This window comes from Synechococcus sp. MIT S9220, from assembly GCF_014304815.1.
Lineage (GTDB): Bacteria > Cyanobacteriota > Cyanobacteriia > PCC-6307 > Cyanobiaceae > Synechococcus_C.
Genome location: NZ_CP047958.1, coordinates 1,308,972 through 1,323,107 on the forward strand (window position 1 = coordinate 1,308,972; position 14,136 = coordinate 1,323,107).

Genomic DNA, 14,136 nt, shown 5'->3' on the forward strand with positions numbered 1-14,136 from the left:
CCCCCATAGGCGCCAGCCACTAAAAAAAGAAGAGGGCACTGGCACCACCATCAAGGAGCAAGGTAGAGCCACCCTTTGAGGTCATTAGGGGAGGGCCAAGGCTGCCACTTGCAGGCTCAGCAGGCGCTGGGACCAGTCATACCAATGGTGTTCACAAGAGAACGGATCTAAAGCACGTCAGGAATACAGTCAGTACCACTGAAATTGAGCAGATATGCCTACCAATCAGGAGTGGTCTGGCATACCCACGGCGACAAGCCAGTGATGGCCTGGGTTTCGAGGCATTCAACAGGCTCCAGCCGCTGTCTTCATTCCTATTTTTGTGCCCATCTGTCTGCCGAAATCCTTGGATATTGACTGGTCCAGACCCACTGAAAGTGGATAGACAGGTGGATAGATAATCCGTATCGAGCTTACTCCAAATCCCTTTCCACCACTCAATCTCACGCTGTCGAAGACTACGTGATGTACTACGACGCTTGATTGATCATTTATCGACAGTTTCTGTTGTTCAAAAAGGAGCTACGGCTCCTTTTTTTTGGGCCATCGTGAGCACTTAGCGACAGGGCACTTCAGGCGTGCCTTAACTGAGCCATGGCGCTGTCATGCAGTTGCTTGGCATGCAGACGGCGTCGAGCACACACCTGTTGCTGAGCTAGAGCGCTGCGTTGATCAAGCCGATCAGGATGGCCTTCAACTTGAGCATGGGCTGCTTGCTGCCTCAGCACGTCATGGGCATGGTGCTCCGCCCAGGCCAGGAATTCTGCGGCCGCACGCTGCCGGCGCTCCAGCACATTGCCCGAATACATCGCCATGGTCCCGGCGGTGGTGATCTCAACGGCCATCGAGAGCTCCTGAAGTACCTGAGTCAATTCTGTAGCAACGGCTACCGTTTTTACAGGGGCTTCACATAACTTTCGTGATCGGTGGGGCAAAACCCCACAACAACGTTCGCAATCCATTGAAATAAGGCGGCTTGGATCTCAATCCTTTTCATGGCGCCCAGCTTCACTGAAATCGCTTACCGGACCATGCAACAGGGCCGCAGCCTTGCTGGCCTGGTCCACAAGGAACTGAGCACCAAAGTCATGGAAGTGGTGGCGCCTGATGTGGTGCCTAAAACGGAACCTGTTCCCAGCGAAATGATGGACGCGCTGCGTCAGTCGCTGGATGAGCTGCATCAGCGTGACTGGCAGGATTCTGAATCAGGGATTTACCCCCAGTCCCTGCTGTTTGATATCCCTTGGTTGGAATGGGCTGAACGCTATCCACGCGTGTGGCTGGACCTGCCTTCCAACTGGGCCAGAAGGCGTGCCAGAGACGTCAAGGACATTCCTGATCTGGCCAATCGCGATCTCTATCCCGACTATTACCTCCAGAATTTTCACCATCAAACCGATGGTTACCTCAGCGATCACTCCGCCGAGCTGTACGACCTTCAGGTCGACATCCTGTTCAATGGCGCAGCTGATGCCATGCGGCGCCGGATCCTCCCTTCACTGCAAAAAGGGTTGAAGCGATTTGCAGATCGTGCACCGGGAAGTCTGCGCATCCTTGATGTCGCAACCGGCACGGGCAGAACATTGCATCAGATTCGTGCTGCGCTGCCGCACGCCACTCTCGTGGGAGTGGACCTTTCCGAGGCCTATCTGCGCCAGGCCAATCGCTGGTTGAACCAATCCAACAAACCGCTGGTGCAGCTGGTTCAGGGAAACGCAGAGCGGATGCCTTTCGATGACGCTGGCTTCCAGGCCATCACCTGCGTGTTCCTGTTTCACGAACTGCCAGCCGATGCCCGGCAGGCAGTGCTTCAGGACTGTTACCGCCTGCTTGAGCCTGGCGGGGTTCTGGTTTTGGCCGATTCAGTGCAATTGAAGGATTCGCCACAGTTCGACGTTGCCATGGACAATTTCAGACGCGTTTTTCACGAGCCCTACTACCGCAATTTCATCAGCGATGACATTGACCAGCGCCTCAAAGATGCTGGCTTCAGTGATGTGCAAGCCGAATCTCATTTCATGACCAGGGTGTGGACAGCCACGAAGATTGCATCGCCTCAACACAGTGATTCCCTGACATAGACGCTTGCAGGGGCACAGCAAACCCATAGGGTGCAAGCACTCAGGGACTCCGTCCATGTCGAATCCTTTTCGGATCCGCTGGTTGCGGGGATGGACCTTTCAGATCGTGTTCATGGAAGGCAAGGTTCAAGTTGAAGCTCAAGGTTTTGGGATCTGTCTGCGAACAGCACTGAATCCCGGTGAAAGCCCAACTGCTGCTGCGGATCGTCTAGTGCTCGCGGAGGATCGCCGTCGTCGTGCCCTTTATCAGGCCTGGATCAAAGGTCAAGCCCTGCCTTCCGCCAACGAAGGCCAGCCTCACCCAGAAGAGCGGCTTCAGGATGCACCGGATTCCCTTGTTGTGGTCGATAGCGCAGCAGTGGCAGCCTGAGGCTCAGCGAGTCAGCCACCACCCCAACACCAAAGCTGGTCCTCCCCAACGCAGAGCCCTCCAGAAACGCTGACCACGCTCTGGTGTGAGCAGCCAGTTGAGAGCTTCAGGGTCCGCCTCCACTAATTGACGAAGCAGTCGACGCTGTTGAATTCGACGGATCGAGCGTCGATCCCTCGCCTCCCAAGATCTGGGCTGATAGCGGAGAAGAGAGCGCAGTCCTTGCAAACCTCCCCGACTGTGAAGCTGCCTGTTCACCACCACCAGCGATCACAGCAGTCAGGATAGAGAGGCCCCGCTGATCCAACGCCAACGTGTCCGCGAAAAAATGGCCAGAACAGGCGATTGAACAGGCCTTGTCTCTGCATCAGAGCCTCAGTATCAGTGATCGTGAATGGCACAGACTCAAAGCCGATGCGGATCGACGCGGAGCAGAATTGCTGGCTGCGGCACTGGCGCAGCTGCTGCAAAACGGACGAAATCATGATGTGGAAGCCTTGACTCAGCAGGCTCTGGGCTGGATCAGGGGAGAGCTGAAAGACCCTGGCTGCCCTCGGCACTGATGGCCCGTTGACTGGATCCAGGCCGGCGGCAGGCCAACTGCACCCTGTTGCCTCGACGGCTCCAGCGGATGTCGTCAAAACACTGATGCATCAGAAACAGACCACGCCCTTGATTGGCATCGACTTGATCCGGCAAACAACCCTGCCTGGCATCACTCGAGAGACCATCGCCTTCATCCTGGATCTGCCAAATCAACCAATTCGGCGTGAGAATCCGACGGATCCGCAGGCACTTGCGAGGGTCTCCCGCGTTGCCGTGACGCACGGCATTGACCAAGGCTTCCTGAAGACCCAGTTGCAAGCGACACGAGGTCTCATTGCAGTCAACAGGTTCCAGCAACAGCTCCATCAATGGACTGAGCTGAAAGGTTGACGGAAGGATGAAATCAGCCCACCGAAACGAAGGTAGAAATCGGCTGAACATCAGCACTGTTTCATCCTTTTCGACCTTAACGGCCTGCTGAAGTTCTGCCAGAGGAATCCGACGGTGTCAGGACCTGCTCGCCAGACCGGGATGCTGAAGAAGCGCATCCATCAAGCGGACACCCCTGAGCTGGTTCACCAATGGCATGTGTCCTTCTGGTGCATCCATGCACCACTGAAAACTGCCGGGATAACGGGTCCAGACACCCTCGTTCTTCCAGCCGATCTTCGGCCAGAGCCTGTCGTAACGACCGCCGAGTGCACTGAGCAGTCGAGATTGCACCGTAAATCCGAAACGTCCCTGGGAGTAGGCGATCCAGAGCCTATCGATGGTGGTCAGATCCAGCGGTTTGATCGAAGGGACTTCGCTGAAATACACGTATCCCCGTTCCACCGCCTGCTCACCGGCCAGCTGACGCAGTGCGCAACTGGTGAGGCGATCAGCCTCCTCAAACTCTTCCTTCAGCAAGGCACGTTGGAGATCTGAGTAGTCGATCCCGCAGGACGACGGCATCTGGAACCAACCGCCGGAGACACCTGGAATGGCGTCCAGAGTCTCGGGGTGGTGACGCTGAAGAATCTGCAAGATCCAGCCCGCTCCCCAGTCATCACCCTCTGGGGAGTAGGCCTTGAGGGCAACATCTGCTTGTCCTGAGAGCTGCTCTGAGACCTTTTCCAGCGCTGAAGCCGTGGAACGCTTCTGACGCGATGATCCCGAAACCAGTCGGTCCAGCAACTGATCAATGCCGAGTTGTGTGGAGGGAGGTCGTCCGGAAAGCATGGCGATGTGCCGGCACCGACTGGCTCAGCATTGGCCCACTATGTCAGGCATGGGCAACTGCATCGTGACCGGTCTCAACAGCTTCCGCACGGCGCAGGGAACCATCGTGGATGTGAGAACACCCTCGGAATTTGCTCAAGGTCACTGGCCAGGCGCTGTCAACATCCCCCTGTTCACCGATGAACAGCGTCATCTGGTGGGCCTGAACTACAAGCAAGAGGGTCGACTCGCAGCGATCCAACTCGGTTTAAAGCTCTGCGGTCCCTCTCTGGCCGAGTTATCGATTGCACTCACAACGGCAGCTGCTGGACCCGCAAATCCCTTGAGGATCTACTGCTGGCGTGGAGGAATGCGGTCCAACAGCATGGGATGGCTGGCTGGCCTGAGCGATCACCCCGTCATGGTGCTGGAGGGGGGTTACAAGAGTTATCGCCGATGGGTGCTGGAGTGCTTCGAGCAGACTTGGCCCTTGCGGGTGCTCGGGGGCAGAACAGGGACTGGCAAAACGGACCTGCTGCTGGAGCTGAACCAACAGGGCGTTGGTGTGATCGATCTTGAGGGTCTCGCCAATCACCGCGGCAGCAGTTTCGGCAATCTGGGGCTGCCGCCTCAACCGACCAGCGAGCACTACGAAAACAAACTGGCGGAATGCCTGGAGGTTTTGCGCCACACAGGAGTGCAGGAGATCTGGCTAGAGGCCGAAAGCATCCAGGTCGGCCGCTGCAGGATTCCCAAAGGGCTGTTTGATCAGATGCAAACGTCTCCAGTCCTGGAAATCCAGCGCAGTGACCAAGAACGCGTGGAGCGACTTGTGAAGGTTTACTCGTGTCATCAGCGGGCCGAACTGCGGCAAGCCACAGAACGGATCCAGAAACGCCTTGGTCCTCAGCGCACACGACAGGCGATTGAAGCGATCGACTCCCAGAACTGGGCTGTGGCCTGTGAAGCCATGCTCGATTACTACGACAGCTGTTATGACCGTGAACTTGAGCGTTCACCAGCGAGATCCTCGGTGAATCTGCAGGGACTCACCAGCGAGCAAGCAGCCAGACTGCTTCTGGATCAAGGGCACGTCATCCCTGGGATCTCCAACTAAGATCCACACCTCCAAGTTGATGAACCATGGCTGAAGGCGACAAGGCGGCGATTCAGTTCTTCCGCGGCACAGACGAGCCCGTGGTTCCCGATATCCGCATGACGCGCAGCCGAGATGGTCGCACCGGGCAAGCCATCTTCGTCTTCGAAGAACCTCAGGCACTCGCACCGGAAACGATGGAAGCAATCGCCGGAATGTGGATGGTGGATGAAGAGGGTGAAATGGTGACCCGTGAAGTGAATGGCCGTTTCGTGAATGGCAAACCTTTTGCCCTGGAAGCGACCTACACCTGGAAAAGCGAAGCGGATTTCGAACGCTTCATGCGCTTTGCGCAACGTTATGCGGATTCCAACGGAATGGGTTATTCGCAGAACTCCGGCGACAATGACTCCAGCGAGGAAGGAACAGACGGGTGAAATTTCAGCACTGGCTCGGACTTGCGGCGTTGCTGACGTCCGGGCTGTTGCTCTGGAGCCTCCGGGAAGTCCTGATTCATCTGTTCGCGGCTGTGGTTCTCGCCATGGCGGTCTGCACCTTGGTGGGTGCCCTGCGCAGGCGATGGACGATTCAGAGGCCGTTGGCCCTGTTGATCTGTCTGCTCGGTCTGATGTTGATCGTGGCCCTTGCAGTGGCCGTGATCATTCCGCCGTTCTTTAGCCAGTTTCAACAGCTGCTCCAACAGCTTCCTGCTGCGGCACGCGAGCTCCAACAGATCGTGATGGGCTGGGTCAACCATGCCTCATCACTTGTTTATGGAGCAGGTGAGGCAACGAATGGCGGAGCAAGGCTCGTTCCCGGCGACCTTTCATCACTCCCCAACAGCACGGCTCTAGCCTCCGGCGTGAGTGGTGGAATCAAGGGTTTGCTGGGTCTGGCCAGCAATCTCGGCAGCGGACTCGTTCAGCTGGTGTTCGTGTTCGCGGTGGCGCTGATGGTGGCGATCCAACCTGAGTCCTATCGCAATGTGGCCATTCAGTTAGTGCCTTCCTTCTACAGGAGGCGCGCCAAAACCATTCTTCTGCAGTGTGGAGAAGCTCTGAGCAGCTGGATGATCGGCGTGCTGATCAGTTCGCTTTGCGTGGGCTTACTGGCAGGGATCGGACTCTCTCTGCTTGGCGTGAAATTGGTGATGGCCAATGCCTTGCTGGCTGGCTTGCTCAACGTCATCCCCAATGTGGGGCCCACTCTCAGCACTGTGTTCCCGATGGCGGTGGCTCTGCTGGACGATCCCTGGAAGGCCGTTGCCGTGCTTGGGCTTTACGTAGTGATCCAGAACGTTGAAAGCTATGTGATCACTCCTTCAGTGATGCAACAGCAGGTGAACCTGCTTCCTGGACTCACACTGACGGCACAGTTCATTTTCACAGTTCTATTTGGACCCCTGGGTCTGTTGATGGCCCTGCCTCTGGCAGTGGTGATCCAAGTGCTGATCAGGGAAATCGTGATCCACGACCTATTGGATCCCTGGAAGAAACGTCGCGCGGCCGCATGAACCCAAGCAATCTGCTGGCAGCTCTCACCCTTGTGGTGCTTGCTCTGCTGACCTGGCAGCTGCGCTGGGTGCTGCTGGTGCTGTTCGGTGCGGTTGTACTGGCGGTGGCGCTTGATGTGCCCGTTCACCATTTGATCAAGCGCTACCGACTACCACGTCCGATTGCGCTGCTGGCAGTGCTGCTGATCACAATCGTGGGAGGAGTGCTGGTTTTGCAACTGCTGCTGCCTCAGCTGATCAACCAGTTCGAACAGCTCACAACCCTGTTGCCTGTTCTTTTCAGCCAGGTCCAGGCGCTGCTGTCCAATCAACCCCTGCTTGGAGAACTGGCACGAAGCCTGCCCGACCAGTTCAGCTGGGACCGCATCCAACCTTTCGGAGCTCAATTGCTCGGCGTTGCCGGAGGAGCAGCGAACGGTCTGGTTCAGGTGCTGCTGATGAGCTTGCTGGCGGTGTTGCTCGCCCTGGACCCCTCAGCACACAGACGCATCCTTGTCGCTGCGACACCGCGTCCTGCACGCGCATCGATGGAGGATCTCCTGGACCAGTGCCGGACTGCTCTTGGTGGCTGGCTGGCTGGCATGACTCTCTCCGCCCTGGCGATGTTTCTTTGCACCTGGGCAGGTCTGGCAATTCTGCGCATTCCTCTGGCTCTGCTGTCTGCTCTGGTCTGTGGACTTCTGACCTTCGTGCCGACAATCGGGCCCACAGCGGCAACGCTTCTACCTCTCAGCCTGGCGCTGATGATTTCACCGGGAACGATGCTTCAGGTGTTGGTGCTGCGGCTGACACTGCAGAACCTGGAAGCCTTCGTGCTCACACCGCTGTTGCTCAGGCGGACCGTGAATCTGCTTCCCACAGTGGCTCTCACCTCCCAGCTGAGCCTGGGTGCTCTGCTGGGACTACCTGGCGTGTTGCTGGCGCTGCCACTGGTTGTGGTGCTTCAGGTGGGGATGGAGCAGGTCGTGGTCAAGCAGATCATGGACCGCTGGAGCTAACACAATCCGTTAACCGCCGTACTGCCAGCCGGTGGTGCTCAGCTCCAGGGCGTCTCCATCACGGTGGAGCACTGCTGATTTCACCTCTCCGATGAACACGGTGTGATCACCGTGGGCCAGCTCACCCACCAGTTCGCACTCAACACCACCCAGTGCATCCTTCAAAATCGGCAGACCTAGGGAGCCAAGCTCAAAGGGCGCAACCTCAAAACGGCCGCCCACTGCCGACTGGGGCTTGAAGAATGTCGCAGCCAGATTCTTCTGGTCGGCGGCCAGCACGTTCAGAGAAAAACGACGTGTGCGCTGGATCATGCCGTTGCTGGTGCTGTCGGCACGGACACCCATCACCACCAGAGGCGGCTCGAACGATCCCTGGGTGACCCAGCTGGCCGTAAATCCGTTCACCTCATCACCCTCGGCGACGCCGCAGATGAACAGGCCATGGGGAATTTTCCGCAACAGTGTCTTCTTGGCGTCCAGATCGAGCGACATGGCGGTTCGTACTCACGATGCGAGCAGAATAGGCAAAACGGTGACAGCACAACGTCTCAGCGCTGCAGACACCAGAAAGAGACTGCTAGTTTTCGACGGCTTCTGAGCAGGATCCCTGGATCGGCCCTCCTCCCTGAGTGTGTTCGCAACGGTGGCCGGAAGCGGAGTACTGGGCCTGCTGATCTACGCCGGCTTTTTTTACGCCAACCTGCGTCGAACCAGTTCCATAGAGGAGCCCCAGGAGCTTCGCCCCTCCTATTCATCGCAAGCGCAGGCCAAGCAGGAAGCCGAACGCTGGATCACGGAGGGGGGCACCTTCACCGTCACGACCACACAACGCGTTCGCAAGACCATCCCCCTCACCCGCCAGGAACGACGCAAACTCGAGCTTTTGGCGGATGAAAAGCGCAGAGGCCAGATCGAGGCGGACTTTGAAGCCTGTCTCGATCAAGCGGCAACCGATCTCGCTAAAGAGCTCTGTTCCTTTCAGCAATTACCGCCCAACGCGACTTCGACGGCAACCGGGGCCGATGGGCTCAGCGATCTACCCACCACCAAAGTGATCGAGGACGTTCGTGTTGAGACCAGTCAACGCCCGCGCCGAACATGCACCCCTGTGAGCTCTTATCGACGCTTCAACTGCATTGAATTCGACGTTGCCAGAGATGAACAATTGACAGCTGCACAGCAGAACTCTCTGGACATCAAGGGTTATCGACAGTTTCGTTACTGACGCGCCGACGGCGCGGGCCGTAGCGGCTCCAGAGTGAAGGTTGAAACACCAGCACCACCACGGCGAGCAGGTGATGTCGCACAGCAAAGATCAGAGCCGTCAGGGTCACCTGATCCGCTAGCAGTCGCAATTCCGTTCTGAGATCAATCAGAGCCAGGATCAGCAACAACAGCGGTATCCAGCGCTGAGAGCGAACTGATGCTGTTGCTGCGCGATCAGGCACTAGCAGCTGCACCAGATCGGGATGGCCAGATGCTCAACAGAGAAGGGGCCAGGGCAATGCTGGACCAGCTGCCAACGATCACTCCCAGTGCCAGAGCAATGGCGAACCAGTAGAGCGTTGAACCACCGAAGAGGATGAGGGCAACCAGGGGCAGAAGTGTGGTGCCGCTGGTGTAAATGGTTCTGGTCAATGTGGCTGACACAGCACGGTCAACCTGCACGGAGAGAGGAAGGTCACCATCCATGCGCTGGCGCTCGCGAATTCTGTCGAAAACGACAACGGTGTCGTTGACGGAATATCCAGCGATGGTCAGTAGAGCCACGGCAAACAAGCTGTCAACCTCCAGCCCTGTGGTGAGGCCGAGCCAGGCGAAGACGCCGCAAACAATCACAATGTCGTGAGCCAAGGCCACTAGGGCCAGAAAGGCATAGCGAGGGTCGTAGCGAACGGTGATGTACAGCGCAATTCCCGTAAAGGCGACCAGCAGGGAAATCAGACTGCTGCGCAGCAACTGTCCACCAAGGCTGGGACCGATGGTGTCAACGGACTGACCTCCAGGCTCAAAGGGGCCAGCCACCGTTTCAAGTGCTTCGATCACAGCCTGCCCCTGGCCTGCGGAGAGGGCTGGCATCCGCACAACAATCGACTGACCACCATCAAGAAGCTGAACGCGAGCGTTGTCCAACTTGGGCAGTGCTTTCCCATCCTGAACCGGAAGCTTGATCTGCTGAAGCTCAGATTCAACAGCGACGGTGCTGAGCTGATCGCAGGTGTCAGCGCAGCTGCGCTCCAGCTGGATCTGAGTTCCACCGGTGAAGTCGAGACCTGGCCTTAGGGGCAATCCGATCTGAGGATCAGTCCAGCTGAGCACAATCCCGATCAGGCTCAGCAGCAGGCAGACAGCAGACACCAACCAGACCTGCCGTCGACGACTGGTCAGGGGAAAGCGCAGAGGTCGCTCATCAGTTGCGGGTGATGTGAAAGCCATGGCTCAGGACGCTGTCGTGGGAAGTTGCCTTGCCGGCAGGAAGTTCGTCGGACGCCGCAAGCCCTGATAGCTCATCAGGAAACGCAGCAGCGTGCGTGTACAGGTCAGAGCAGTGAACAGACTCAGCAGAACACCAATGCCGAGAGTCGCCGCGAAGCCCTTCACCAGTCCGGTGCCGAGGAAGAAGAGGGCTGCACAACTGATCAAGGTGGTCAGGTGACCATCAACAATCGATGAAAACGCCTGGGAGAATCCCGTTTCAATGGAGCGGATCAGGGTGTTGCCTCGCCGGAGTTCGTCCTTGATGCGCTCGAAGATCAGCACGTTGGCATCCACTGCCATGCCGATGCTCAAGATGAAACCAGCGATACCCGGTAGCGTCAACGTGACAGGAATCAGGGCATAGACCGCGAGATTGAACAGGGCATAGAGGCTGAGGGCCATCACCGCCACAGCACCTGCAAGCCGGTAGATCAGCAGCATGAAAATGCCGACCAACACAAGTCCGGAAAGGGCGGCGATCAGGCTGCGACGGACGTTCTCCGCACCAAGAGACGGTCCGATGGTGCGCACCTCAAGGATTTCCACCGGCAAGGGCAACGAACCACCCCGCAGTTGAACCTCGAGATCGCGGGCGTCTTCAGCTGTGAAGTTGCCGGAGATTGACGCCGTGCCTCCTGAAATTCCAGCAGCTTTGTACTGGGGACCGACACTGGCTTCACTGATGAGTTCGCCATCAAGAGCGATTCCCAGCAGGCGGCCTGTGCCGGCGATCGACTGGGTGAGTTCGGCGAATTTCTCGCCACCCTCAGCGTTGAAATTCAGGGTCACCTCCCAGCCAGAGCCGTTCTGTTGTTGCTGACGACCTGCACTGACCAGTTGCTTACCCGTGAAGGCCGTGGGCTCGAACCGATCAAGAATTTCCTGATTGGTGCGCGCGAGCAACTGCTCCAGCTGCTCCGTCTCCGTTGTTGCCGTTCCATCAAGACCCAGTTCTTTCTGGCGTCTGGCGAGCTCGTCCTGCTCAACGGGATCAAGCTCGGGCGCATCATCGTCCGAACGCGTGGCCAGAACGCTCTGCAGCTGGCCTCTCAGCTGTCGAAGGCTTTGCACTTCCTCCTGCGTGCCTTCCTTCTGAGCCTTGAACTCGAGCAAGGCTGTGCTTCCGAGAACGTCTGCGGCGCGAGTCGGATCGGTCACGCCCGGCAGCTGCAGCACGAGCTGATCATCACCAACGGTCTGCAGCGTGGATTCAGCCACACCAAGACCGTTGACGCGGCGATCGAGCACCGCCTTCACCGCTTCCATCTGCTCGGCGCCGATGGTGGTGATCTCTCCGGCCGGCTGGACCTCCAGTGTGAGCTGACTGCCCCCACGCAAATCAAGTCCGAGCTGCAGCGGGAAGCTGGAAAGAACTGCAGCTGCAGCGATGGCAAGCGCAAGGATGAGGGCAAACCAGCCCTGTTGACGGGCCATCAATCAGAGCCCCTGACGAACAATGGTCTGAGCCGCTTCGACGATCTGATGCGGCTGAATGATGGTCAGATTCTCGAGATTGCCGTTGTAGGGGGTGGGGATGTCCTGGCTGGACAGCCGGATCGGCCGGGCATCGAGCTCATCGAAACAGTGTTCGGTGATCAGAGCGATCAACTCGGCACCGATACCACCGGTCTTCATGCACTCCTCCACCACGATCACCTTGTGGGTCTTGCGGATCGAGCGGGCAATGGTCTCCATATCAAAGGGCTTGAGGCTGATCAGGTCGATCAGTTCGGCGTTGATCCCATCGGCCTCGAGCTGCTCCACAGCCTTGAGGCAGTGATGACGCATGCGTGAGTAGGTCAGGATCGTGATGTCACTGCCCTCCTTGACCAGATCCGCCTGATCGAGGGCACAGGTGTAGTCGCCGTCTGGCAGTTCTTCCGTGAGGTTGTAGAGCAGCACGTGCTCAAAGAACAGAACCGGATTGTTGTCGCGGATGGCGGCCTTCATCAGGCCCTTCGCATTGGTCGGCGTGCTGCAGGCCACAATCTTGATGCCGGGCACAGCATGGAAATAAGCCTCGAGCCGCTGACTGTGCTCGGCGCCAAGTTGTCGACCGACACCACCCGGGCCACGCACAACCGTGGGGATCGTGAAATTGCCGCCACTTGTGTAGCGCAGCATCCCCATGTTGTTGGAGATCTGATTGAAGGCCAGCAGCAGGAATCCCATATTCATGCCCTCCACGATCGGCCTCAGGCCTGTCATCGCGGCACCCACAGCCATGCCGGTGAAACTGTTCTCGGCAATCGGGGTATCGAGGACCCTCAGTTCCCCGTATTTCTCGTACAGATCCTTGGTGACTTTGTAAGAGCCGCCGTAATGGCCGACGTCCTCTCCCATTACACAAACATGGGGATCACGGGCCATTTCCTCATCGATGGCTTCGCGAAGTGCGTTGAAGAGAAGCGTCCCTGCCACGGCGTTGCTGCAATCCCGGCAATGCCGGCGTCAGCGGCCAAGCTATCTCAGTCCAGGGGTGTTCAGCCTCCGGCAGCAAAGGTCGCCAGCAACAGCACCGACAGAAGCAGACCTGGAGACAGCAGCAACACGAGCTGACCGAGATCGTGGGGGGTCATGGTTGCGAATGCTCTGCGCTGAGGCTAGGCAGCGTCAACGGTGTCTTTCATGAAAAGACTGCGAAGAAACACCAGGAACAAGCCAATCCCGATGAAGGCAAAGCTGAATGTGGCCAGAAAACACATTCCGATGAACAGCGTTTTCATGGCAGACGCGATGTTCTGCGCTGTGGTGCTGCTGAAATTTGACGAGTGCGTCGAGAGATAGATCACGACTTTTTTGCTCAAGCCGAAACTCAACCAGGCCAGAACCAGACTGGTGATCGATCCGGACAGGAAACTGAGGGGTCCTTTGCGGGGTTTGGCTGTGGCTGCGTTGCTGTCACTCATGCCGCCAGCTTGACGCCATAGGGGAGCAGGGAACAACTCCAGGATTGCAGGCCCTCCGCTTCGAACTGCCCAGAAGCATGCAGACGGGCTTGTTCAGCAGCGCTGAAGTCTGGGAACAGAGCAAAGCAGCTCGGGCCGGAGCCACTCATGGCCACTCGCAATTGCCCTGGCAATGCGTTCAAGAGCGCCAGCGCAGTGCGGACCGAGGGCGTCTGCGGAGCCACTACGGCCTGAAGGTCGTTGCGCAAGGGCGGAGGCAATTCGCTTCGTAGGGGGCGCAGCCATGCAGAAGTACGAAGCAGCTCACGACGTTGTTCAAAGGCTGCCTCACCCTCGAGATAGTGATGGAAACGTTCTCGCTTGCATTCGCCATAGGCCCACGGCGTCGACACGCTGATGGATGGATCCTTCACCAGCAGAACGCCAAGCGGCGCAGACACTTCAGGCAGAACCTCAAGCCGTTCTCCGCGTCCGAAACAGAGCTGGGTGCCGCCGGCAATGCAGAACGGCATGTCGGATCCGAGATCAGCAGCCAGCGTCTCGAGCTGAGAGGCACTGAGGCCGAGGCCCCAGAGCGTATTCAAGCCAACCAGTGCTGCTGCCCCATCACTGGAGCCGCCAGCAAGACCGGCGCCGATGGGAATGCGCTTGCGCAGATGCATCCGTGCACCCAACTCCCCGAATCCGGATCGCTCACGCAGCAGCCTGGCCGCCCGCATGATCAGGTTGTCGTCTCCGCAACTGAGTCCGGGCTGATCACAGCTGAGTGAAAGACTGCCATCCGCAGTGTTCTCACACTCGAGCTGATCAGCGAGATCAATGCTCTGCATCACCATCGCGAGTTCATGGAACCCGTCGTTGCGCAGGCCCAGCACCTCGAGATGCAGATTGATCTTGGCCGGAGCGCTGACGCAGACCGGTGCCGTCATGAACAGGACGCCGCGA

Annotated in this window: 19 protein-coding genes; 8 read left to right on the plus strand and 11 right to left on the minus strand. The window is 58.1% G+C overall.

The window, feature by feature from the left end:
- Window positions 1–572: 572 nt before the first annotated feature.
- On the minus strand, window positions 573–845 hold the full coding sequence (locus SynMITS9220_RS06935; protein ID WP_115126466.1) for a hypothetical protein: 273 nt from the start codon (window positions 843–845) through the stop codon (window positions 573–575).
- Between the two features lie 150 nt (window positions 846–995).
- On the opposite strand from SynMITS9220_RS06935, the gene SynMITS9220_RS06940 reads away from it, so the two are divergent.
- Both SynMITS9220_RS06940 and SynMITS9220_RS06945 read left to right on the plus strand, forming a co-directional pair.
- Window positions 996–2,081, plus strand: a complete 1,086-nt coding sequence (locus SynMITS9220_RS06940; RefSeq protein WP_186988132.1) for a class I SAM-dependent methyltransferase — start codon at window positions 996–998, stop codon at window positions 2,079–2,081.
- A 55-nt stretch (window positions 2,082–2,136) separates the two neighbouring features.
- Window positions 2,137–2,451, plus strand: a complete 315-nt coding sequence (locus SynMITS9220_RS06945) for a copper-binding protein (RefSeq protein WP_186988135.1) — start codon at window positions 2,137–2,139, stop codon at window positions 2,449–2,451.
- Between the two features lie 3 nt (window positions 2,452–2,454).
- Here the strand turns inward: SynMITS9220_RS06945 and SynMITS9220_RS06950 are convergent, their stop codons facing one another.
- Window positions 2,455–2,709: a hypothetical protein gene (locus tag SynMITS9220_RS06950; RefSeq protein ID WP_186988137.1), complete on the minus strand. Its 255-nt coding sequence runs from the start codon at window positions 2,707–2,709 to the stop codon at window positions 2,455–2,457.
- A 56-nt stretch (window positions 2,710–2,765) separates the two neighbouring features.
- Between SynMITS9220_RS06950 and SynMITS9220_RS06955 the strand changes: the two genes are divergently transcribed.
- On the plus strand, window positions 2,766–3,014 hold the full coding sequence (locus tag SynMITS9220_RS06955) for a DUF6439 family protein (protein WP_115126113.1): 249 nt from the start codon (window positions 2,766–2,768) through the stop codon (window positions 3,012–3,014).
- Here the strand turns inward: SynMITS9220_RS06955 and SynMITS9220_RS06960 are convergent.
- On the minus strand, window positions 2,974–3,438 hold the full coding sequence (locus SynMITS9220_RS06960; protein ID WP_186988139.1) for an ATP-binding protein: 465 nt from the start codon (window positions 3,436–3,438) through the stop codon (window positions 2,974–2,976). The genes SynMITS9220_RS06955 and SynMITS9220_RS06960 overlap by 41 nt on opposite strands.
- Before the next feature lie 66 nt (window positions 3,439–3,504).
- Window positions 3,505–4,218, minus strand: coding sequence for a GUN4 domain-containing protein (locus SynMITS9220_RS06965; protein ID WP_186988141.1), 714 nt, complete (start codon window positions 4,216–4,218; stop codon window positions 3,505–3,507).
- Between the two features lie 40 nt (window positions 4,219–4,258).
- Between SynMITS9220_RS06965 and mnmH the strand changes: the two genes are divergently transcribed.
- From mnmH to SynMITS9220_RS06985, 4 genes are read left to right on the plus strand one after another with little or no spacing between them, the layout of a single operon-like run.
- Window positions 4,259–5,314, plus strand: a complete 1,056-nt coding sequence (mnmH, locus tag SynMITS9220_RS06970) for a tRNA 2-selenouridine(34) synthase MnmH (RefSeq protein WP_186991970.1) — start codon at window positions 4,259–4,261, stop codon at window positions 5,312–5,314.
- A 26-nt stretch (window positions 5,315–5,340) separates the two neighbouring features.
- Window positions 5,341–5,730, plus strand: coding sequence for a photosystem II reaction center protein Psb28 (gene psb28 / locus SynMITS9220_RS06975; RefSeq protein WP_115126110.1), 390 nt, complete (start codon window positions 5,341–5,343; stop codon window positions 5,728–5,730).
- Window positions 5,727–6,806 (plus strand): AI-2E family transporter, encoded by a 1,080-nt coding sequence (locus SynMITS9220_RS06980; protein ID WP_186988143.1) that lies wholly within the window; start codon window positions 5,727–5,729, stop codon window positions 6,804–6,806. Before psb28 ends, SynMITS9220_RS06980 begins: the two co-directional genes overlap by 4 nt.
- A complete protein-coding gene (locus SynMITS9220_RS06985) occupies window positions 6,803–7,804 on the plus strand; it encodes an AI-2E family transporter (protein WP_186988145.1) in 1,002 nt (333 codons plus the stop codon). The genes SynMITS9220_RS06980 and SynMITS9220_RS06985 overlap by 4 nt, the downstream gene beginning before the upstream one ends.
- A gap of 9 nt (window positions 7,805–7,813) precedes the next feature.
- Here SynMITS9220_RS06985 and SynMITS9220_RS06990 read toward each other — a convergent pair whose 3' ends face one another.
- Window positions 7,814–8,296 (minus strand): flavin reductase family protein, encoded by a 483-nt coding sequence (locus SynMITS9220_RS06990; RefSeq protein ID WP_067097475.1) that lies wholly within the window; start codon window positions 8,294–8,296, stop codon window positions 7,814–7,816.
- Window positions 8,297–8,447: 151 nt separating this feature from the next.
- Between SynMITS9220_RS06990 and SynMITS9220_RS06995 the strand changes: the two genes are divergently transcribed.
- A complete protein-coding gene (locus SynMITS9220_RS06995; RefSeq protein ID WP_255482962.1) occupies window positions 8,448–9,029 on the plus strand; it encodes a hypothetical protein in 582 nt (193 codons plus the stop codon).
- Here SynMITS9220_RS06995 and SynMITS9220_RS07000 read toward each other — a convergent pair.
- The 6 genes from SynMITS9220_RS07000 to ispE all read right to left on the minus strand — a co-directional run bounded on the left by SynMITS9220_RS07000 (window position 9,001) and on the right by ispE (window position 14,120).
- Entirely contained in the window at window positions 9,001–9,252 is a 252-nt protein-coding gene (locus tag SynMITS9220_RS07000) for a hypothetical protein (RefSeq protein WP_186988147.1), read from the minus strand. The two genes, SynMITS9220_RS06995 and SynMITS9220_RS07000, sit on opposite strands and share 29 nt — an antisense overlap.
- Complete coding sequence (secF, locus tag SynMITS9220_RS07005; protein WP_186988149.1) at window positions 9,245–10,240, minus strand: protein translocase subunit SecF; 996 nt, start codon at window positions 10,238–10,240, stop codon at window positions 9,245–9,247. The genes SynMITS9220_RS07000 and secF overlap by 8 nt, the downstream gene beginning before the upstream one ends.
- Window positions 10,241–10,243: 3 nt before the next feature.
- The gene (gene secD, locus SynMITS9220_RS07010; protein ID WP_186988151.1) at window positions 10,244–11,716 is read right to left on the minus strand and encodes a protein translocase subunit SecD; all 1,473 of its coding nucleotides are present in this window, start codon (window positions 11,714–11,716) and stop codon (window positions 10,244–10,246) included.
- A gap of 3 nt (window positions 11,717–11,719) precedes the next feature.
- A complete protein-coding gene (locus SynMITS9220_RS07015) occupies window positions 11,720–12,703 on the minus strand; it encodes an alpha-ketoacid dehydrogenase subunit beta (protein WP_067097485.1) in 984 nt (327 codons plus the stop codon).
- A gap of 182 nt (window positions 12,704–12,885) precedes the next feature.
- Window positions 12,886–13,191 (minus strand): DUF3082 domain-containing protein, encoded by a 306-nt coding sequence (locus tag SynMITS9220_RS07020; protein WP_115126103.1) that lies wholly within the window; start codon window positions 13,189–13,191, stop codon window positions 12,886–12,888.
- Window positions 13,188–14,120 (minus strand): 4-(cytidine 5'-diphospho)-2-C-methyl-D-erythritol kinase, encoded by a 933-nt coding sequence (gene ispE / locus SynMITS9220_RS07025; protein ID WP_186988153.1) that lies wholly within the window; start codon window positions 14,118–14,120, stop codon window positions 13,188–13,190. Before ispE ends, SynMITS9220_RS07020 begins: the two co-directional genes overlap by 4 nt.
- Window positions 14,121–14,136 lie beyond the last annotated feature (16 nt).

Coding starts and splice junctions, on each gene's coding strand:
- SynMITS9220_RS06935 (WP_115126466.1), bottom strand. CDS start 845: ATGGCCGTTGAGATCACCACCGCCGGGACCATGGCGATGTATTCGGGC.
- SynMITS9220_RS06940 (WP_186988132.1), top strand. CDS start 996: ATGGCGCCCAGCTTCACTGAAATCGCTTACCGGACCATGCAACAGGGC.
- SynMITS9220_RS06945 (WP_186988135.1), top strand. CDS start 2,137: ATGTCGAATCCTTTTCGGATCCGCTGGTTGCGGGGATGGACCTTTCAG.
- SynMITS9220_RS06960 (WP_186988139.1), bottom strand. CDS start 3,438: ATGTTCAGCCGATTTCTACCTTCGTTTCGGTGGGCTGATTTCATCCTT.
- SynMITS9220_RS06965 (WP_186988141.1), bottom strand. CDS start 4,218: ATGCTTTCCGGACGACCTCCCTCCACACAACTCGGCATTGATCAGTTG.
- mnmH (WP_186991970.1), top strand. CDS start 4,259: ATGTCAGGCATGGGCAACTGCATCGTGACCGGTCTCAACAGCTTCCGC.
- psb28 (WP_115126110.1), top strand. CDS start 5,341: ATGGCTGAAGGCGACAAGGCGGCGATTCAGTTCTTCCGCGGCACAGAC.
- SynMITS9220_RS06985 (WP_186988145.1), top strand. CDS start 6,803: ATGAACCCAAGCAATCTGCTGGCAGCTCTCACCCTTGTGGTGCTTGCT.
- SynMITS9220_RS06990 (WP_067097475.1), bottom strand. CDS start 8,296: ATGTCGCTCGATCTGGACGCCAAGAAGACACTGTTGCGGAAAATTCCC.
- secF (WP_186988149.1), bottom strand. CDS start 10,240: ATGGCTTTCACATCACCCGCAACTGATGAGCGACCTCTGCGCTTTCCC.
- secD (WP_186988151.1), bottom strand. CDS start 11,716: ATGGCCCGTCAACAGGGCTGGTTTGCCCTCATCCTTGCGCTTGCCATC.
- SynMITS9220_RS07020 (WP_115126103.1), bottom strand. CDS start 13,191: ATGAGTGACAGCAACGCAGCCACAGCCAAACCCCGCAAAGGACCCCTC.
- ispE (WP_186988153.1), bottom strand. CDS start 14,120: ATGACGGCACCGGTCTGCGTCAGCGCTCCGGCCAAGATCAATCTGCAT.